Source organism: Streptomyces sp. NPDC028298 (genome assembly GCF_055565895.1).
This window is the reverse complement of sequence record NZ_JBVHTL010000007.1, coordinates 389,784-408,412: the sequence shown is the minus strand read 5'-3', so window position 1 is coordinate 408,412 and position 18,629 is coordinate 389,784. Positions and strand designations below refer to the sequence as shown.

Sequence of the window (18,629 nt, the reverse complement as noted above, 5' to 3'; positions counted from 1 at the left end):
GGTCAGATCTTTCCTTCCGTGATCCAGTTGCCCTTGCCGGGCGACCACTGGCGGATGCGGGTGGCGGCGACGATCCCGCCCTGTACGTAGGGCTCGGCGTCCAGCACCTTCTGGAGCTCGGCCCGGTCCTCGACCTCGTAGAGCAGCAGGCCGGCGTTCTCGTCGGCCAGCGGCCCGCCGAGGAGCAGCACGCCGCTCTCGGCGAGGCGGTGAAGGTTCTCGGCGTGCGCCGGGTGCAGTCCCTGGCGTCCCGCGCGGTCCACGTTGTACTCGAATTCGACGACGAACTTCGCCACGGTTGTCTCCTGTCCGTTCTTCCTGGTCCCGCCGGTCCTCTCGGCCCGCGGGCTGTCCGGGCCCTGTCGAAAGGGCCCGGCGGGGCTCACATGTAGAGGCCGCCGTTGACGTCGATCACCGCGCCGGTGGAGTAGCCGGCGCTCTCGGAGCACAGGTGCAGGACGCTGCCGACCGCCTCGGCCACCGTGCCCATGCGCCGCATCGGCAGCTTCGAGAGCACCGCCTGCTTCTGCTCCGGGTCGCGGCGCTCCCAGGCACCGGCCACCCGGTCCGTCGCGATGGGCCCGTGGGCGACGACGTTCACGACGACACCGGCGGGGGCGAGTTCGTACGCCATCTGCTTGGTCATGCCGATCACGGCGGCCTTGGCACCGACGTAGGCGGCGTTGTTGAAGTGGCTGTAGGTACGGCCGCCGGCCGAGGCGAAGTTGACGATGCGTCCGTAGCCGTCCTGCGCCATCCGCGGGGCACACGCCTTGATCGCGACGAACGTGCTGACAACGTTTTCCAGGTGGGACTGGCCGAAGTGCTCCTCGGTCAGGTCCGCGTATCCGATGACCCGGGTGTCGCCTCCCACCCCGTTGACCAGGATGGAGGGGGCGTGCCGGTCGACGATGTCGGCGAGCTGTGCCTCCGCGGCGGGGATGTCGGTGATGTCGCCGACGACCACGTCGACCTTGGTCTGCTGTTCCAGTTCGGCGGCGAGGCGGTTCACGGCCTCCTCGTTCTTGTCGAAGAGGACGAGCGTGTGCCCCTGGCGGGCCAGGCCGCGCGCCACGTCCTGGAGGATTCCGCCGGCCGCGCCGATCAGGAGGGCGGTGCGCGAGGTCTCTACGGTCATGTCGATTCCCTGGGTTGGGGTTGGGAGGTGGAGGGTTGGGCTTGGGGGGCCTGGGGCCGCGTGGTCGTGGTCGTGCCGGAGGTCGTCGCGGGCTCGGGTTCCGGTGCGTCGTCGGCGGCCGTCGGCTTCGCGGTGGTGGCGGCGAAGTCCGAGATCCGGGTCATCGACTTGAAGCCGGCGGCGACGCCCAGGCCGAGGACGAGCAGAGCGATCCACAGGAACGGGTATCCGTAGGCGTTCGCCACGGTGATCCCGATGGGGCCGCCGATGACGAAGGCGGCGTTCCAGGCGAAGAAGTAGGAGCCCTGATAGGTGCTGACGCGTCCCTCGGGGGCCCGTACGGCGATGAAGGTCGCCGACATGGGCGCCCACAGGACCTCGCCGAGCGTCCAGACGACGGTCGCCGCGGTGAACAGGACGATGTCGTCCGCCAGGGCGTTGAGACCGAAGCCGACGGCCATCAGCGTGGCCGCCAGGACCAGCGGCGTCTCGTCGCCCATCCCCTTGACCGCTTTGGGCACCAGGGGGAGCAGGGCGATGGACAGCACCGCGTTGATGGCCAGCACGATGCCGATGTCTCCCGGACTGAGCCCCGACCCGCTCATGTCCAGCGGCAGCGCGGAGTTGACCTGGAGATAGACGCAGGCCAGCAGGAAGACAAGGGCGAGGAAGGCGACCAGGACAGGGGAGCGGTAGGGCTCGCCGATGCTGCGCGCCGCGCGCCGCAGGGCCGACGCCCCGCCTGCGCCGTGCTCCACCGGACGCGCCTCGTCAGCCGGCAGGGCGCAGACCAGGAGCGCGTAGGCGGCGCTGCCGGCGGCCCAGACGAGGAACAGCGCGGGCGGATAGAAGGAGAGCAGGAACCCGGAGATGACCGGGCTCAGCGACATCCCGACGTTGAAGCCGACGAGGAAGAGACTGTAGGCCTTCGAGAACTGCTCCTGCGGGACGATCTTGGCGATCAGCCCGGCACCGGCCGGCCGGTCCACCGCCGACAGGAAGCCGGTCGCCAGGGAGAGCAGCCCGAGCGCGTACACATCGGTGGTCACGAGGAACAGCAGAGCCGTGACGGCCGCGAGCGGCTGGGCGGCGATGATCGTGCGCCGTGGCCCGATCATGTCGGCCACCGCGCCGCCCACCAGCCCCGAGGCGAGGATGCCCGCCCCGAACAGACCGACCATGATCGGTGTGGTGTGCGCGTCGACGAGGTGGTCCTGCTCCAGGAAGAGGACGAGGAAAGCCGGGGCGAGGATGCCCAGCCGGCTGACGGTCTGTCCGGCCCAGAGCAGCCAGAAGGCCTTGGGAAGTGCCATCAGTTGCCGATCCTTCGTGTCGTGGTGAGGCTGCTGTACGCGAAGGCGGCGGAGACCAGCGTCATGTGGTGGTGCCATCCGGGGTAGGACCGGCCTTCGAAGGCGCGCAGACCGAAGTCGTCCTCCAACTGCCGTACGGTGTCGGCGGTGCCGGCGTGCAGGGCCGCGAGTTCGAGCAGCTCGCCCGCGGGCCGGTTCACGAGGCTGGTGATCCAGGTCCGTCCGAGGCGGCGGGTGTCCGGATCCCATTCGGCGAACACGCGGTGGGCGGGCGGGTGTCCGGCGGCGCGGGAGGCGCGTGACGCTCCCGGTTCCGGGTCCGGCAGCCGGACCACTCCGGTCAGGACGTGCGCCGTACGTTCCTCGCCCTGGCGGGTCCTCACGGTCACGAGGTGCGGCGCCGCGGCTTCGCGCCGGGTGAGGACCTGTCGTACCGTCAGGATTGTCTGCGAGGACGGAAGTTCGGGGCGGGTGGATCTGGGGCCCGGCTGCGGGGCGGGGGCGGCGAGGACCGGCAGGGCGGCGGGCACCGCGACGACGAAGTGACGTCCCCGGGAGCTCAGCGCGTGCACGATCTCCCCGGTGTCCGCGTAGCCGTCGAGGTCCGCGACCACCGGCACCTCGGCGAGCTGTCCGCCCGCCGGCAGGCTCTCGACCAGGTCGAGGGTCTGCGCCTCGGCGGAACGGTGTTCGGTGCTCTCGGGGATCCGGGCCCGACGGCGCAGCGCCGGGTCGTTGGACCACTGGTCGGGCAGCAGCAGACGCCAGTCGACGGGTACGTCCTCGGTGTCCGTGGACAGGAACGCGCCCACGCCTACCTGGCAGTTGAGGGTGCGGCCGGCCTGGGGCACGAAGCGCCGGTGCACACCGCAGGACCGGTCGCCCCGCTTGGGGACCACGGCCAGGCCGATGGTCCAGGCGCGGGGCGCGGTGTGCCGCTGCACCCAGCGGGTCAGCTCGGCGCGTACGGGCTCCCAGGCCCAGGGGCTGGCGTTGATGAACTGGTGCAGGGACTGGGGGGCCGTGCACGAGTCCGACACGGTCGCCGCCAGGCGCCGCACCGTCTTCTTGCCCGGTGTGGTCAGGAGCCCCTCCATGTAGGCGTGCGCCCACCGCCGCTGGTCGGCCCGGGGCAGCCGCCCGAAGAGCTCCTGTGTGAACGCGGAGACCGATGCCCGTGGCCGCGTAGCCGGCTTCGTCGCCATCGCTTGTGTCCCTCCCGCTGGTCCTGCTGGTCCCGGCCCCTGAACGGCGCCACACGGAAAGAATAGAGAACGATCGCTTTGTTTTCGACTCCGGGGTGGGGACTGCCGGATACTTTGCGAAGTCCGTCCACGGAGCGAGCCCGAGAGAAGCGGTCTGACCTGCGCATACGTGCGAGCGATGCGCGGGTCAGGCGACGAGGTCCAGCGCGCGTGCGGTCAACTCCGCCGCGATCTCGGGCGCGTTGAGACCCCCGCCGCCGGCGCCGGCACCCGTCCTCGCCCCCGCCTCCGGGGGGTCGGGCATCCCCAGGGACAGCGTGAGGGCTCCCTTGAAGCGGGACAGGTGCAGGACACCGAACGGCCGGGGCGCCGTGCCGCGTACGGCCGTTGCGGGGGAGACTCCGTACGGGGTTCCGTGCCCGCTCGGCCGCCATACGCGCTCGTATGGGGTGGTCCCGTAGCCGGGTTCGTGCGCGGTGGTGCCGAATCCGGGCTCGTACGCCGTGGTGCCGAATCCGGGCGTGTACGCCGTGGTCCCGTGGGCCGACTCGTAGGGGGATGTCCCGTACAGGACCTCGTGTCGGGCGCCTTCGTGCACGCGGGTCTCGTACCGGGCCGTTTGGTACGCGGTCTCGTACCGGGTCGTTCCGCGCCCGGTGTCGTATCGGGCGGTGGTTCCGTACGTCGGGCTCCCGCAGGGAGGTGCCCCGAACTCGTTTCCGTACAGGGCGGGTTCATAGGGGACGGTTCCGTACGGAATCGTCGCGTACCGGGTCACCAGGGCCGCGTGGTGGCCCAGCGCGGTGTCCGCGCAGCCCTCCTGCGTGACCCGGAAACCGAGCCCGCCCCCGGCCGCCGTCTCGGCCTCCACCGCACGCCGGATACGGGCATGGTCCTGCCGGGCAGGGTGCCACGCCGCGTCCGCCTCCCGCACCGCCAGACCGTACGCGCGGGCGTGATCCGCCAGCGCGCCACCGTCCCCGGCCCGTACGGTCGCCCGTACGACGTTGACGAAGCAGCCCACCTCGGACACCCGGACACTCTCCGCGTAGCGCCGGCGCAGCGAGACCGCCGTCAGCAGGGCCACCTCCTCCTGGCCCACCGCCCGCGCGCACGAGTCGGCCAGCGCCGCCGCGAAGAACTCGCCCGCGGTGATGCGGTGGCGTCCGCACCACGCCGTCAGGCGCGCGCTCTGCCGGGCGGTCAGCGTTATCGGCGCCACGCCGCTCGCGCCGACGGGAGCGGCCACCGTCCCCACCGCGCCCCGCGCGGGCCGGAGATGGGACGGCAGCCGCGTTCCCGGGAGCGAGGCCGGGCTGTCCGGCCCGGCAGAGCGGAAGGCGAGCGGGGCCCGGGGAGCCGGGATCGGACCCGGCACCGGGCCCGGCCCCGCGCCCAGGTACGGCGGTGGCGGCGGGCGATAGGTCAGGCCGTCCGCGTCGGGGGCAGGATCCTGCCGGTAGCCCGGCCGGCCGCAGCCGGCCGGGCCCTCTCCGAGCAGGGCGTCCAGCAACGCCCGGAGCAGCCGCGCCGTGGACGGGCCGTCGCACAGCGCCGGGTGACAGGTCAGCAGCAGATGCGTCGCGGCGGCGGCCGGATCGTGACCGACCTCCAGCCGCCACAGCGGACCGCCCGCCGTCAGGACGTCACCGACCCCGCCCATCAGGACGTCTCCGGCCCCGGACGTCAACACGTCGTCGGCCGCGGAGGACGTGACGATCCCGGCGCCGACCCGACCGGGACCCGGGACCGCCGTCGTGCACACCTCCTGGCGGAGCTGGTCCGGGGCGAATCCGGGCCCCTCGTGGAACCACAGGCTCCCGCCCTCCTCCACGATCCGCAGGGACAGGGCACGAAAGCCCCGCGCCCACCGCGCCACGGCCCCCTCCACGTACGCCGGGGAGAACACGGCGGCCACCGTCAGACGGGTGGTGGTCTGGGTCTGCCCGCCCGTCAGCGCGTGCCGGTAGGCGCAGGCCGCCTCGGTCCCGCTGAGCCTGCGCAGCACCCCGGCCGGCGTCATCCCGCGACTCGTCCCGCGACCGGCCGCGCCGCCCGTCCGCCGGGCCAGGAGACCGTGTTCGTCAGGCTCACCCCGTGGCTGTCGAAGTCGAGCGTGACCCGGTCCTGGTCGGCCATCGTGAACCCGCCGTGGAAACTGCTGCGGTCGGCGCCGAGATACACGTAGTGCACCCGCCCCGGGTGCAGCAGCGCCCCGTGGGAGAACAGCCCGGACGTCATCTCCTCCAGCCCGTAGTGCAGCGCCTTCGTGCCGGTGGCGAACTCGCCTTCCCAGACCCGCGCGCCGTCCCGCTCGATCGTGACGCGCCCGGTCACCGACCGGGGCGGCTCGTCCAGGAACAGCAGGGACGCCACCCCGGCGTCGCACAGCTTGGCGTACGACAGATGCCCGGGGTGGTTCCGGAACCGGCCGATGTCGGTCAGGTCGTTGCCGAAGGTGTAGCCGGCGTAGCGCGGGCTGCCGTGCTCGTCGGTGACGAACACCAGGACCACCTCCGCCTCCTCGCACAGCGCGACGGCGCCCGGCGGCACGGACAGCGGTTCGCCGGAGACCTTCAGGACCTCCCCGAGCCCCTTGACGAACCAGTTGGGCTGCGCCTGCGTGGTGGCATCGACCTTGACGTTGTGGGTCTGCATGAAACCGCTGACCATGGCGTCCCCGACGGACGCGGGCAGCAGCGGCGGCCGCGGCACGAGGCCGTCGCGTCCGGCGGCCGGGACGACCACCTCCGGGCGGCCCGCGGTGAGGGCGGCCCGCAGCGCGTCGCCGTCACCGCCCGCCCCCGACACCGCGGCCACGACCGCGGCGCCCAGGTCCTCGCCGGGCCGGACCGGATACAGACGGACGGCCTCGCCGTCCGCGGGCAGGCCGAGGCCGAAGTGGCGCTCACCCTGGTAGGTGCATTCGAAGAACACGTTCATGGCGGAGATCTCCTTGAGATGAGGGCAGGTTGTCGGGGCATGACTGACCGAGGCGTCGCGGCTGTCAGGCCGTCCGGCCGACCGGATGTCAGGCGTCGGGGGTCTCAGAGCGAGGCGGGGGCGGTCGGCCGCGGGGCGGTCAGGGGCCGCCAGGAGCCGCTCTCCTCGGCGAGGGCGAGCACGGCCCACGGCTCGGCCGCGTCGTTCAGCGTCAGACCGAAGCCGGAACCCGGCGCGGGCGAGAGGGTGTTGGCGCGGCGGTCGACGACCGGGCGGGGCGAGACGATCATCTCGGGGAAGAAGCGGTCGCTCTGGCCCGCCTCGACGGTGAGCGCGTCACGGTGGCGGAAGGCCAGCGCCCGGCCCGCGTTGATGAGCGGGCCGACCTCGGCCACCTGGACACCGATCTGGAACGCGATGCCGTGCGTGCGGGCGTACTCGATGAGACGGGCCGCGCGCAGCGGGCCGCCGTTCTTCGCGACCCGGATGTTGAACGCGTCGCACGCCCGCGCCTCGACCGCCGTCCGGGCGTCGTCGAGGGTGCACAGGGATTCGTCCAGCATGATCTTCAGCCCCGCCCGGCGGCGCAGGGCGCCCAGAGCGGCCCAGGACCCCTTGGGCAGCGGCTCCTCCACGTAGTCCGCCCCGGCGTCCCGCAGCCGCCACGCGTGGGAGAGCGCGGTGGCCTCGGTCCAGCTCATGTTCGCGTCCACCATGACGGGTACGCCGTCACCGAGGTGCGCGCGCACCGCCCGGACGCTGCGCGCGTCGCGCTCGATGTCGTCGGACGCCTTGATCTTGACGAAGTGGAACGGACCGCGCGTGGCCAGGAACTCCTCGACGGTGATGCTCAGGTCGAGCACCTGCGAGACGGCAAGCGGGGCTCCCGGCGCGCCGACGCCGGCAGCCGGCCCGGCGTCGCCGATCAGTTCCGCCGCGCCGAGCCCCAGCCGGTGGCCGAGCAGGTCCAGGACCGCCGTCTCCAGCAGGCACAGCAGGTTGTTCCCGCCGGTGATCCCGAAGACCTCCGCGAAGCCCTCGCGCCGCGTGCGATCGAGGAGTTCGGCCGGTGGCTCGCCGTGCAGGAGCGCGAAGAGCCGCTCCAGAGGCGTCCGGCGCAGGGCATCGAGGACGGAATCGGTGCTCTCGCCGGTCACGTACGTGCGGGGCGCGCACTCGCCGATGCCGCTGACGCCCTCGCAGGTGAGCCGCAGGACCAGGCTGTCGGAGGTGGCGCGGCGTGCCGCGGGGTGGTCGAAACGGGCGTGCATGGGCTGGCGCACCCGGTGGAGAACGGCGGTCTCAGGCATCGCGGTCGAGTCCCTGGAGCAGGGTGTGGGTGGAGGTCCAGTCGACCAGGTCCGCGGTGACGCCGGTGAAGAAGAGATAGTGCCTGTCGGTGGGCAGCTTCATGATCGTCCCGCGGTCCGGCGCGATCGCGGCGAACACCCGGTGGGCGCTGTCGAGGTCGACGATGGGGTCGGTCATGCCCGACACGAAGGTGGCCGGGACCGCCGGGAGGACACGGCCGCCGGGTTCCAGATAGCGCCGCTCGAGTTCCAGAAGGGTGCTCCGGGAACGGCGGGTGATCAGGCGTACGGCGAGGTCGTCGTGATCGATGAACTCCTGGTACTTGCGGTCGTCGGTGAAGTCCTGCGACTTCAGGCCCGCGTCCCACGGCTCGGTGCCCGTCTCGGCCGCCAGCGCCCGCAGTTCGTCCTCGCCGAGCGTGGCGTGCATCCGCCCCAGCCAGGCCGAGCAGAACACGGCCGCGTCGTAGCGGGTGGTGAAGTCCGGGTGATGCATGAGAGCGGCCATGAAGGACCCGCCCAGGCAGTGGCCGAAGAGCGACAGCGGCACGTCGTCGCCGATCATCTCCCGTACGTGGGCCAGCGCGGCGATGTAGTCGCCGAGCAGCGTCTCGGCCGCGGGCAGGTCTCCCCGGTCGCCGGGGCTGATTCCGCTGCCCCGCCGGTCCAGGACGAAGAAGGCGATGTCGTTGTCGGCGAAGCGGGGGCCGACCTCCCACATCCAGCCGGCGTGGCTCTGGAGGCCGTGGAAGTAGAAGACGGCGCCCTTGACCCGCTCGGGCCGCCAGAGGTGCAGCGCCAGGTCGACGCCCCCGGAGGGCAGGTCGATTATCTCGCGGCGGGTGTTCTGCGGAGGCCTCTTGGTCTCGATCATCTCGTTGTTCTCCTCAGCGTGCGAAGTGATGTGCGGTGGCTACCGCGGGGATGGTGGTCAGGGCGGGGGTGACCGGTATGTCGGCGGTGATCGCGGGGGCGTCGACCCGCGTGTCGGGCCTGGCCGTGGGGGAGTTGACCGATGTGCCGACGGGGGTCGTGGCAGCGTCGACGGGTGTGGCGACGGCGGCCGTGGCGGCGTCGACCGGTGTGTCGGGCGTGCCCGTGGGGGAGTCGACCGGTGTGTCCGTAGTGATGCCGTCGATGCCGGCCATGAAGTCGACGTCCTTCTGGAACGGCTTGTACTTGTACTGGGTCGCGTTGCCCACCTGCCGGCGGGACTCGGCGTACGCGGTGATCGCGTCGAGCGGCACGCTGCGGACCCTCAGCGGCCCGAGCCGGCCGCTGTCCCGCTTGGAGGCGTACTCGATGTTGACCTCGCACAACTCCCGGTCCACCGCCTCGGAGAGCGAGTGGTCGAGGTCCCGGCCCGGTACGGGGACCTCAGCGGCGACGATGTAGTACGGCGGCTCCCCCCACTGCGGCCCGCACATGTACAAGCCGGTGTCGACACCGAGCCCGGCCATGCCCTGCTTGATGGCCTGCGTGACCTCGGCCTCGGTGATCTTCTCTCCGGTGAACGAGTGGAAGACGCCGTCCCGGTGGACGAAGTGCAGCCAGGGCGTGCCGTCGACGACCCGGTCGACGCGGTAGATGTCGCCGGTCCACAGCCGGTAGAGGCCGTTGCCCTGCGTCATGATCAGGTGGTAGTCGCGGCCCGCCTCGACCTCGTCGAACAGCAGCGTCCGCACCGGGGTCCCCGCGTCGACCAGTTCGCCCAGCGGTACGTCGGCGGGGACGAACTCGAAGAACGCCTGACCGACCGCGAGCGGCTGGCTGTCCAGGGAGTCGTCCACCGGGATGGACGTCACTCCCTCGGTGCCGCAGCCCATGAACGGCAGCTTGCTGACGCCGGGCAGCACCGCGTCCAGCTTGGCGCGGTACAGCTCCGCGCTGGAGGACAGCCAGCAGCTGTACAGGGTCAGCGACGGCCATACGTCCGTGAGGCTGAACTCGCCCTTGGCCAGCACCGATTCGAGGTGCCGGGCCGCAGTCTCGTCCGGCTCGGACCACGGCAGTCCGTCGAGCGTGCCCTCGCGCAGATCGCGTACGAGCTCTTCACCGTGTTCGGCGACCAGGTCGCGCAGCGAAATGAGCGTGCTCGGGTTGATGGCCGATATGTAGTGCAGGTCCTTGCCCACGAGGTGGCGGATGCGGTGGTACATCCGGCCCGCGTGGGTGGCGGGGGCCTGGGTGTTGAACCAGGGGGACTGGTACCACGGCGGGTTCCAGTCACGGCTGTTGATCTGCGGATGCCGGTTGCTGATCGCCTGGTGCTCCACGCCGTGCACGAAGTCGTACACGTCCTCGCGGACGGTCTGCGTGTCGAGGGTGGCCCAGGGGTGGGCGAGCAGCTCGGGGTGGTGCAGGAGGTAGGTGCCCCACATGGCCTTCATGGCCGGGATGCGGTACGTGAGCAGCCAGTGCAGCGTGTACGGGACCCGCTTGGGCACGCCGGTGGTACCGCTCGTCTTGAGCCAGCGCAGTACGGGGCTGCACGAGAGCACACCTCCCTTGGTCCGGGTCTCGCGCTCGATCTCCGGGAGGAAGTCCGCGTACCGCCTGATCGGCAGGACCGAACGGAAGCGGGAGGGGTCCTCGGCGGTGACGTTGTAGCCCCGCGCCTTCCAGTGGAGGGAGTCGGCGCAGACGCCGATGATGTCGCGCAGCACGCGTTCCTGCGCGGACTTGGGGTCCTTGAGATCCGCGAGCAGGGCGTCGCGGGCCTGGAGGCACTCCTGCACGAACGGGTCCCGCCGGTTGTTCCAGTGCTGCTGCCAGTCGGTGGTGTCCATCGGTGCCACTTCTCCTATCGTGATGAATGTGGATAAAACGGTCATGTGGGGTGTGAGGATGCCCGTGATGCAGGGCATCCGGGGGGAGGGAGAGGAAGAGGGAGAGCGGGAGGGCGCGACGGGGGCGGGCCACGGCCGGCGGTCGGCAAGGCGGTGGCCGGGGAGGCCGGGGGAGGCCGGCCAAATGGGCGGCCGGATGGCCGGATGGCCGGATGGGGCGGCCTGGTGGAGCGAACGGCCGCCCCTGTCCCGTCAGTTGTGAAGTACGGGGCCGCCGACGGCGGGCGTCGATGTCGTGGCTGTGGCTGTGGCTGTGGCTGCGGCTGTAGCTGGAGGGGTTGCTCTGGGCGTCGGCTTGGTCGTACGGGCGAGCTCGGTCAGCTCGTCGAGGTCGTAGAGGGCGCGTCGCGCGGTCCCGTACCTGGTGATCTTGCCGCGCCGGGCCCACTGGCGGATCGTGACCTCCTGGACGTCGAGGACGAGTGCCGCGAGCTCGGTGGGCACCCGTCGGGCGCGGGCGCTCACGCCGCTTCCCTCAGGGCGAGCCACTGACGCGGGGTCAGGACGTGTCCCGCCGCGCAGACGGGTCCACGCAGCAGCAGGCCCTCGCCGCCCCGCCGGGGCAGGAACACCTCGGCCGCGCAGCCCGGTTCGACGCAGGGGCCGAGGGGGACGAGGTCGGCCGCCGGAGCGGTGTTCTCCCGCCGCAGTCCCGCCGTCGCCCTCGCCATCTCGTCGGCGAACCGGCCGGCTTCCGGACGGGCCGCCAGCCAGCCGGTGTGCCGGCCGAGGAAGGCGGCCATGTCGGCCACCGTCCGGCGCGGCGGCGCCGCGTCCGCCACCTCGTCCACCACGAGCCGCGCCCAGGCGGACAGTACGGCCACCACGTCGTGGCGGGCGTCCAGGGCCGCGGACCGAACCGGCAGAGCCGCTTCCCGGCTGCCGGTGATGCGCTGCGCGGGAGCGCCGCCGGAGGGCCTGTTCCGCTCGGACTCGCTGTGCCCGTGCAGCTCCGGCAGCGCGGCCAGGTCGCGCACGACGGCCCGCCGGCACAGGCCGCACAGACGACTGCCGGGCTCCGCGCGGCGCCCGCGCGGGCGGCCGGCGTCGCCGTCCGCCCTGCGGCAGCGCGTCGAGGTGCACAGGGACGATTCGTCGGCCACGGCCAACTCCTAGCTTTTTCGGGGTCGGTGAACAAGAAAGCGCCGCACGAGGCGGCGCTTCGGGGAAGTGGTGAGGGCCGCCGTGCGCGTGAACAAGCCTGTGGAACACGGCGGTTCGTGCGGTGCGGGGGAGCGTCCGGAAGAAGACATACGGGCTCGGGAAAGAGCGTTACACGGCTGCCGATCGGCCACAAGTGCCGACCGCCCTCGGGGCCGAACTCCCCTGCTACTTCGGCAAGTCCGGCGCCTTGGAGGCCCTGGAGGCCCTGTGGCGAGTGCTGGGACTGTTCTGGGAATCCGTCCTGGCACTCGCCACCCGCGACACTCGACACCACCCCACCCATCCTGGGAGGGCTGTCAGTCCTAGGCAGGCTGCGGCACGCCCAGCAGCCGGTCGCGCAGCACCGGGAACTCCTCGCGCGTCCGGGCGACGAGGCCGGGGTCCAGCTCCACCCGTAGCACCTGCTCCCCGGCTCCCGCCTCGGCGACCACCTCGCCCCACGGGTCGACGACCACGCTGTAGCCGGCCTGCTCCACCCCGGCGTGCGTGCCCGCCGTGTTGCAGGCCAGCACGTACGCCTGTGACTCCACAGCGCGGGCGCGCGCCAGCAGTGACCAGTGGGAGCGCCGCCGCGCGGGCCAGCCCGCCGGGACGACCAGGAGATCGGCCCCGGCGTCGACGAGCAGCCGGAACTGCTCGGGGAAGCGCAGGTCGTAGCAGGTGGCCAGGCCGGCGGTCAGTCCGGTGCCGGTCAGCGGGGCGGTGACGACCTCCTGCCCGGCGGCCATCAGCGCGGCCTCGCCGCGGTCGAAGCCGAAGCGGTGGATCTTCCGGTACGTGGCGTGCGGACGGCCGTCGGGTCCGAAGAGCAGCGAGGTGTTGCGCAGCGCCCCGTCCGGGCACCGCTCGACGATCGAACCGGCGTGCAGCCACACTCCGGCGTCGCGGGCGGCCGCCCCCATCGCCGTGGCCGTCGGACCCGCCAACGGCTCGGCGTGGGCGTCGAATCGCTCGAAGTCGAACGCGCCGACCGGCCACAGTTCGGGCAGCACCACCAGGTCCGCGCCGCGCTCCGCACGGACCAGCTCCGCGACGCGCTCGCGGCGGGCACCGGCCGTCTCGCCGGGGTCCACATCGAGCTGCAGGAGCGTCGCGCGCACCGTCGTACCGTCCATGGTCGAGTCCCTTTTCCGTGTGAGGTGTGAGGTGTGAGATGTGAGGTGTGTCGGGCGTCCAGCGTCGGGTGTCAGCGCAGGTGGGAGGCGCCGTTGAGGTCGAGCACGGCCCCGCCGGCCCACTCCGCCCGCTCCGAGGCGAGCCAGGCCACGGCCGCGGCGATGTCCGACGGGTCCGCGACCCGCCCGTACGGGCTCTGTGCGCGGATGGCGTCGCCGCCCGGCCCGGCGAGCAGGGGCTCGGCCAGCTCCGTGGCGACGAAGCCCGGTGCGACGGCGGTGACCGTGATGCCGTGCGGCGCGAGGGACTGTGCCAGCGACTGGGTCAGGGCGTGCACGGCCGCCTTGCTCGCCCCGTAGGCGGGGGCGTCGGGCTCGCCCCGGTAGGCGCCACGGGAGCCGATGTTGATGATCCGGGCGCCGCGCGGCCCCTGCGGCCGGTGCATCAGGTGGTCGACCAGGCACCAGGTGAGCTGGGCGGGGCCGTGCAGGTTGACGTCGACGACCCGCCGCCACGCGGCCTGCCAGTCCGCGTACGACGTGCTGGTGATGGGCTGCTCGGTGTAGATCCCGGCGTTGTTCACCAGGACGTCGACGGTGCCCAGGGCGCTCACGGCGGCCGTGAGCACCGCCGCGGCCTGGTCGGGGTCGGCGAGGTCGCCGGACACGACGGTGTGACCGTCGCCGGGCAGCGCGTCCGCGACGGCCCGCGCGGCGGCGGTGTCCGCGTGGCAGTGCACGGCCACGGCATGGCCGGCGGCGGCCAGTTCGGCGGCGACGGCGGCTCCGATGCCTCGGGACGCGCCGGTGACGAGGGCATGGCGTCGGGCGGTGGTCAAGGGGACGCTCCTTAGAAACGGCACGTACGGCACGTACGGCAGGTACGGCGGGCAGGGCGGAGGGGAAAGGTCACGCGGGCCGACGGGGAAGCCGACGCGCGCCGGTGGCGGCGGGAAGTCGGAACGCCGGGCGGAACGGGCGATACGAGCAGAGCGGCGTGAGGTGCAACGGGCTGCTCTGGGAGGGTAGTTGGGCGTGGCAGTGAGAGAGTCGAGGCGGTCAGCGAGCCGCCTCCGAGTCTCCGGCGGAGGAGACGTCCGGGGCGAGGAGACCGTCCCCGAGAGTGCTGCCTTCGGTGGCGTCCGCGAAACCGGGCCCTCCCGTGAATCCGGGTTCTCTGGCGTAGTGGGGCTCTCCCGCGAAACCGGGCTCCCTGGCATAGCCGGGCTCTCCCGCGAAACCGGAATCCCGCGTGAAACCGGAATCCCCCGTGACACCTGTGACACCCGTGCTGACATCGTCTCCCGCGAGGGTGTCGTCTCCCATGAGGGCGTCGTCTCCCACGAGCTTTCCCGTGAGGGCGTCATGGAGCCCGCCGCACGTCAGGAACGACCACAAGCTGCGCAACTCCTGTGACACGCTGCCGCCTTCGGCCCCGGACCGTACCGACGCCTCGGCGCCGGCCATCAGGTAGGCGACCAGCAGTTCCATGTCCCGCAGGTCCCTGTCGCACGGGACCGGGATCCCGTCCGCCTCGGCGCGGGCCCGTTCCAGCAGTTCACGCAGGACACGGACCCAGCCCGCGGGCCGCTGCGCCGGGTCGCCCGTCCCTTCCTGGACCAGCCGTCCGGCCGCCCGTACGGTGACGTCCCGCTCCAGCAGCCAGGCCAGCTCTATCGTCAGGTCGATGACCACCTGGACCCCGGGGCGCGGTACGGCGGCGATGGGGCGCAGGGCGGTGAGCGTCGCCGCGTCCCCGGCCGCACGCACGGCCTCCGCCAGGTCGCCCTTGGTGGGGAAGTGGAAGGTCAGCGCGCCCATGGTGGTGCCGGCCGACTTGCAGATACGGGACAGCGAGGTCCCGGCGTATCCGTGCCGGTCGAACTCCGCGGCGGCGGCCACGATCAGCGCGTGGCGGGTTTGTTCGGCCCGCAACTGTCTCACCATGCCAGGACCTCCGTGCCCCGACAGCGCTCTTCCCGCGGGGCGGGGGCGGTGGCGACCGCCGGGGGCGGCGGTGGGGAAGGAGGGGTCCGCTGTTCTCGACCGGGCTGCACAGTTCCTCCGGGCTGCTAGAAGGCGTTGCGCCGGCCGGGCCGGAACGGCCCGAGGTGTCTGGTGCCGTGCGTCGCACGGTGGAGGAGACGGTTCCGCGGCGCTCGGGCCGGCGGTCACCGGTCTCCGGGCCACGCGTCCCCGGACGCGTGGCCCGGGGCCGTCGATCCCCGGGTCCCCGTCCCCAGGCCCTCGTCCCCGGGACGCCGGCCCCCGATGCTCGGGGCCACCGGTCCCCGGCGGTCGGCGGGACGGGGATTTCCTCGGCCCTGTTCCGGCGGTGACCGGGGCCGCGGGCCCGGCGGGCTCGGTGACGACCCCCAGACCGTGCAACACGATGTCGGTGCTTCGGTGGCTGGAGCCTATAGCCGAGCGGGTCCGGTACCGCCCTGTTCGCGCACCTGGCGAACGACTTTGGCACCTTGCGGGCATCCGTCGTACGACTTCGGCGCGTCCTCCGTCAGGCCGCCAGGTGAACGCGGTACCAGTCGGCGGACTCGGCGAGACGGGCCAGCGGGCCGGGTCCCGCCGGGCAGCCGGTGATCCGCCAGATGTCGTCGCTGCGATACCAGTGGTCGCGGGCCAGCAGCGCGAACTGACGCTCGCTCATGCTCCCCGGCACCTCCCGCAGTCGGCCCAGGCAGGTCTCCCAGGACCAGTCGTCGGTGACCGGGTCCAGCAGGCCCCGTTCGGTCAGCGCAGCCATCAGGTCGCGGTTGCTGACGGGCACCGGATGGCTCGCGTGGTGCACCGCCGGTCCCGCCGGGGTGCCGGTCGCGGCGAGCGTGGCGATCAGCCGGGCCAGGTCCTTGACGTCGACCACCGACAGCAGACCGCTGCCGCCGTCCCAATGCGCGGGGACTCGGGAACGCAGCTCGGACAGCGCGGGAACCACCCAGCGGTCACCGGCGCCGAGGACGAGGCCGGGCCGCAGCACGACCGCCCCCGCCTCCAGGGCCAGGCGCTCCCCGGCGAGCCGGGTGACGCTGGCGGGGGAGACGGGGGCCGGGGAGACCTCGTCCACCGCGATCCCGCGGTGCGGGCCGGGCCCGTAGACCGCGGCGGTGGACAGATGCACGATCCGGGCGACGCCCGCGCGCCGGGCCTCGTCCAGGAGGGCCCGGGTGCCGTGCACGTTGACGGTCTCGCACGCCTCCGGGTCGCCCGAGACGCGGGAGGCGAGGTGGACCAGTACGTCCGTGTCGCGTGCCGCGCCGCGCAGTGACGGCGGGTCGGACAGGTCCCCGGGCACCCAGGACAGGCCGGGCGTGCCCGGCCCGTCGGCGGGAGCGGTCCGGGCGAGGGCCCGGACAGTGACGTCGCGCCCACCGGCGCGCCCGCGCAGCAGGGCGCGCAGGACCTCGGAACCGACGAAGCCGGTGGCGCCGGTGAGCAGGACTCTGAGGGGTGTCACGCGGGAGACTCCGTCTCGGCGGCATCGGCATGGTTGGTGGTGGCAGTGGTGGCAGTGGTGGCAGCGGTGCTGCCGGCCGTGCTGGTGATGCCGCTGTACAGGGACAGGTCCAGGTCCGCGATGACCTCGGCCGGCGCGAGGGCGGGCAGCAGACATCGCCACATCGACGCGATCCGCTCGGGCAGGTCGGCCCGGTTGGTGGAGATCTGGGACATGATCTGGGTGCCGGTGTACGCGCCGACGAGGAGCCGGGCGAAGTCCGCCGTCTGGACGTCCGGCAGGATCTGCCCCATCTCGCGGGCGCGCTCCAGCTCCTGGCGGAACTGCTCGGCCCACCACTCGTAGATCGCGTAGTCCTGCAGCTCGGTCGCCCCCTGCTCCACGGCGAGCCGTACGCCCGCCCGGAAGAGGATGTTGCTCTGCATCTCGACCGCCAGGTACCCGGTCATGTCCAGGAGTTGCTGAAGTCCGCCCCCGCCCTCCGGAAGCCGCAGGTCGGCTGCCTGCTCCAGGATGACCGCGCGGGCCAGTTCCTCCTTGGACTTGAAGTGGAAGTACATGGCCCCGGTGGTGGCGCCGGCCCGGTCGAGGATCTTGTTGATGCTCGCGCCGGAATAACCGACTTCATCGAAGACCTCTGCGGCCGCGCGCACCAGTGTTTCCCGGGTCCTGACCGCCCGCTCCTGCTGACGCGCCATCGATCGGCCTCCTGAATCCCTCGACAAACAAAAAGAACGACCTCTATGTTATTCGAGTCGGGCCCGACGACCAAACGGGGACCGGCTTCCATCTCGTGCTGAACCCAGGGGGAGATTCAGTCATGCCGTCGAACGCTGTCCAGGAACAGGTCACCACCGTCCAGGAACTCGTCACCACCGCGGTACGGGAACACGTCACCACCGCCGTACGGGAACCCGTCGCCACCGCTGTACGAGAGCCCGTCGCCACCGCTGTACGGGAGTTCACCACCGGCTCGCTCGCACCCGTACCGCAGACCTACACGCACAAGACGAGGCAGGAGGAGGTGCTGCTCCGAACCTGGGAGCGCACCGGTCCCGACGCCTTCACCGTCACCGCCGAATGGCCTCGCGACCACCGCTTCTACCGCACCCGCCACGGCCTCCTCGACCCGATGCTGCTGAGCGAAACGATCCGCCAGACCCTGCCGCTGCTCTCGCACGGTGCCTACGCCGTGCCGCTCGGCCACCAGCTCCTGTGGCAGGACCTCGACTGGCACATGGCGACTCCGGCCCCGGCCGCGGGCCCGGAGATACCCATGGGCCTCGAAGGCCCGCTCGCGCCGCACGTCGGCTCCGACTCCGCACCCGCGACACCCGCCGGCCCCGAAAGCCCCGTCGCCCTGCGCGCGGGTTCGGACCCGGAACCCGCCCTCGTCGAACTGCGCATCACGTGCCCGAAGGTCACCTACCGCCGCGACCGCGCCGCCTCGATCGCCCTGAGCGTCGAAGTCCTGCGCGACGGTGCCCCGTTCGCCACCGCGCACTCCCGCTTCACCATCCAGGACCGAGCCGTGTACGAGCGGCTGCGCGGCCGGTACGCCGACATCGCCGCGCTTCGTGTCCTGCCGCTGTCGCCCCCGGCGTCCCCGCGACCCGTGGGCCGGGACGGCTTCGAGGACGTGGTGCTGTCTCCCACCCACACCCCCGACCGCTGGCAGTTGAGGGCCGACACCACCCACCCGATCCTCTTCGACCACGCGGTCGACCACGCCCCCGGCATGCTGCTGCTCGAAGCGGCACGCCAGGCCGCCCAGGCCCTGGCCCACCCCACACCCACCATCGCCGTCGGCATGGAGTCCGTCTTCACCCGCTACGCGGAACTCGACGTGCCGTGCTGGATCCTGGCCGACGCCCACCCCGCCGACTCCCTCGGCCGCACCCGCGTCCATGTCACCGCCCGCCAGAACGACCGCGACATCTTCACCTCGACGGTCACCCTGGCCCCGCTTCCCACCCACCTGTAACGACAGCCGCGCCACAGGTCGTACGAGCGGTCGGACTGCTGCTCGTACGTCGGGCGCACGGTGTGGGGCCGGTGCACTTCGTACCGCCGGTCCCACACCGTCGTGGCACGAATCGGACCGCACGGCATGACCCTGGTAC

The 18,629-nt window shown here is 72.3% G+C and carries 17 protein-coding genes; 1 reads left to right on the top strand and 16 read right to left on the bottom strand.

Translation table 11 applies throughout. The annotated features are described in order from the left end of the window. Positions 1 to 2: 2 nt before the first annotated feature. The 16 genes from ACZ4TO_RS30200 to ACZ4TO_RS30125 all read right to left on the bottom strand — a co-directional run bounded on the left by ACZ4TO_RS30200 (position 3) and on the right by ACZ4TO_RS30125 (position 17,204). Positions 3 to 296: a YciI family protein gene (locus ACZ4TO_RS30200; RefSeq protein ID WP_382785128.1), complete on the bottom strand. Its 294-nt coding sequence runs from the start codon at positions 294 to 296 to the stop codon at positions 3 to 5. An 86-nt stretch (positions 297 to 382) separates the two neighbouring features. Beyond that, complete coding sequence (locus ACZ4TO_RS30195) at positions 383 to 1,138, bottom strand: SDR family NAD(P)-dependent oxidoreductase (RefSeq protein ID WP_382785130.1); 756 nt, start codon at positions 1,136 to 1,138, stop codon at positions 383 to 385. After that, the gene (locus ACZ4TO_RS30190) at positions 1,135 to 2,451 is read right to left on the bottom strand and encodes an MFS transporter (protein WP_468025820.1); all 1,317 of its coding nucleotides are present in this window, start codon (positions 2,449 to 2,451) and stop codon (positions 1,135 to 1,137) included. The genes ACZ4TO_RS30195 and ACZ4TO_RS30190 overlap by 4 nt, the downstream gene beginning before the upstream one ends. Beyond that, positions 2,451 to 3,656 (bottom strand): IS701 family transposase, encoded by a 1,206-nt coding sequence (locus ACZ4TO_RS30185; protein WP_468025819.1) that lies wholly within the window; start codon positions 3,654 to 3,656, stop codon positions 2,451 to 2,453. The genes ACZ4TO_RS30190 and ACZ4TO_RS30185 overlap by 1 nt, the downstream gene beginning before the upstream one ends. A gap of 187 nt (positions 3,657 to 3,843) precedes the next feature. Next, complete coding sequence (locus ACZ4TO_RS30180) at positions 3,844 to 5,679, bottom strand: hypothetical protein (protein ID WP_468025818.1); 1,836 nt, start codon at positions 5,677 to 5,679, stop codon at positions 3,844 to 3,846. Next, on the bottom strand, positions 5,676 to 6,599 hold the full coding sequence (locus tag ACZ4TO_RS30175; protein ID WP_382785143.1) for an FAH family protein: 924 nt from the start codon (positions 6,597 to 6,599) through the stop codon (positions 5,676 to 5,678). The genes ACZ4TO_RS30180 and ACZ4TO_RS30175 overlap by 4 nt, the downstream gene beginning before the upstream one ends. Before the next feature lie 104 nt (positions 6,600 to 6,703). Beyond that, positions 6,704 to 7,909 (bottom strand): mandelate racemase/muconate lactonizing enzyme family protein, encoded by a 1,206-nt coding sequence (locus ACZ4TO_RS30170; RefSeq protein WP_468025817.1) that lies wholly within the window; start codon positions 7,907 to 7,909, stop codon positions 6,704 to 6,706. Next, positions 7,902 to 8,783, bottom strand: a complete 882-nt coding sequence (locus ACZ4TO_RS30165) for an alpha/beta fold hydrolase (protein ID WP_382785149.1) — start codon at positions 8,781 to 8,783, stop codon at positions 7,902 to 7,904. Before ACZ4TO_RS30165 ends, ACZ4TO_RS30170 begins: the two co-directional genes overlap by 8 nt. Before the next feature lie 13 nt (positions 8,784 to 8,796). Further along, entirely contained in the window at positions 8,797 to 10,698 is a 1,902-nt protein-coding gene (locus ACZ4TO_RS30160) for a GH3 family acyl-acid amido synthetase (RefSeq protein WP_468025816.1), read from the bottom strand. Positions 10,699 to 10,950: 252 nt separating this feature from the next. Further along, positions 10,951 to 11,223, bottom strand: coding sequence for a transcriptional regulator (locus ACZ4TO_RS30155; protein WP_468025815.1), 273 nt, complete (start codon positions 11,221 to 11,223; stop codon positions 10,951 to 10,953). Then, complete coding sequence (locus ACZ4TO_RS30150; RefSeq protein WP_451075869.1) at positions 11,220 to 11,861, bottom strand: hypothetical protein; 642 nt, start codon at positions 11,859 to 11,861, stop codon at positions 11,220 to 11,222. Before ACZ4TO_RS30150 ends, ACZ4TO_RS30155 begins: the two co-directional genes overlap by 4 nt. A gap of 363 nt (positions 11,862 to 12,224) precedes the next feature. Continuing rightward, a complete protein-coding gene (locus ACZ4TO_RS30145) occupies positions 12,225 to 13,022 on the bottom strand; it encodes a carbon-nitrogen family hydrolase (protein WP_382785926.1) in 798 nt (265 codons plus the stop codon). 86 nt (positions 13,023 to 13,108) lie between these two features. Further along, entirely contained in the window at positions 13,109 to 13,876 is a 768-nt protein-coding gene (locus ACZ4TO_RS30140; protein ID WP_468025814.1) for an SDR family NAD(P)-dependent oxidoreductase, read from the bottom strand. Between the two features lie 220 nt (positions 13,877 to 14,096). Then, a complete protein-coding gene (locus tag ACZ4TO_RS30135; protein WP_468025813.1) occupies positions 14,097 to 14,984 on the bottom strand; it encodes a TetR family transcriptional regulator in 888 nt (295 codons plus the stop codon). A 568-nt stretch (positions 14,985 to 15,552) separates the two neighbouring features. After that, positions 15,553 to 16,506 carry an NAD-dependent epimerase/dehydratase family protein gene (locus ACZ4TO_RS30130; RefSeq protein ID WP_468025812.1) on the bottom strand — a complete coding sequence of 318 codons (954 nt, stop codon included), beginning with the start codon at positions 16,504 to 16,506 and terminating at the stop codon, positions 15,553 to 15,555. Further along, positions 16,503 to 17,204 (bottom strand): ScbR family autoregulator-binding transcription factor, encoded by a 702-nt coding sequence (locus tag ACZ4TO_RS30125; protein WP_468025811.1) that lies wholly within the window; start codon positions 17,202 to 17,204, stop codon positions 16,503 to 16,505. The genes ACZ4TO_RS30130 and ACZ4TO_RS30125 overlap by 4 nt, the downstream gene beginning before the upstream one ends. Positions 17,205 to 17,326: 122 nt before the next feature. Between ACZ4TO_RS30125 and ACZ4TO_RS30120 the strand changes: the two genes are divergently transcribed. After that, on the top strand, positions 17,327 to 18,490 hold the full coding sequence (locus tag ACZ4TO_RS30120; RefSeq protein WP_468025810.1) for a ScbA/BarX family gamma-butyrolactone biosynthesis protein: 1,164 nt from the start codon (positions 17,327 to 17,329) through the stop codon (positions 18,488 to 18,490). Positions 18,491 to 18,629 lie beyond the last annotated feature (139 nt).

Bases quoted from the DNA above. Each gene is read 5' to 3' on its own strand.
- ACZ4TO_RS30135 (WP_468025813.1), bottom strand. From the start codon at position 14,984: ATGGTGAGACAGTTGCGGGCCGAACAAACCCGCCACGCGCTGATCGTG.
- ACZ4TO_RS30175 (WP_382785143.1), bottom strand. From the start codon at position 6,599: ATGAACGTGTTCTTCGAATGCACCTACCAGGGTGAGCGCCACTTCGGC.
- ACZ4TO_RS30120 (WP_468025810.1), top strand. From the start codon at position 17,327: ATGCCGTCGAACGCTGTCCAGGAACAGGTCACCACCGTCCAGGAACTC.
- ACZ4TO_RS30125 (WP_468025811.1), bottom strand. From the start codon at position 17,204: ATGGCGCGTCAGCAGGAGCGGGCGGTCAGGACCCGGGAAACACTGGTG.
- ACZ4TO_RS30170 (WP_468025817.1), bottom strand. From the start codon at position 7,909: ATGCCTGAGACCGCCGTTCTCCACCGGGTGCGCCAGCCCATGCACGCC.
- ACZ4TO_RS30165 (WP_382785149.1), bottom strand. From the start codon at position 8,783: ATGATCGAGACCAAGAGGCCTCCGCAGAACACCCGCCGCGAGATAATC.
- ACZ4TO_RS30195 (WP_382785130.1), bottom strand. From the start codon at position 1,138: ATGACCGTAGAGACCTCGCGCACCGCCCTCCTGATCGGCGCGGCCGGC.
- ACZ4TO_RS30160 (WP_468025816.1), bottom strand. From the start codon at position 10,698: ATGGACACCACCGACTGGCAGCAGCACTGGAACAACCGGCGGGACCCG.
- ACZ4TO_RS30180 (WP_468025818.1), bottom strand. From the start codon at position 5,679: ATGACGCCGGCCGGGGTGCTGCGCAGGCTCAGCGGGACCGAGGCGGCC.
- ACZ4TO_RS30185 (WP_468025819.1), bottom strand. From the start codon at position 3,656: ATGGCGACGAAGCCGGCTACGCGGCCACGGGCATCGGTCTCCGCGTTC.
- ACZ4TO_RS30190 (WP_468025820.1), bottom strand. From the start codon at position 2,451: ATGGCACTTCCCAAGGCCTTCTGGCTGCTCTGGGCCGGACAGACCGTC.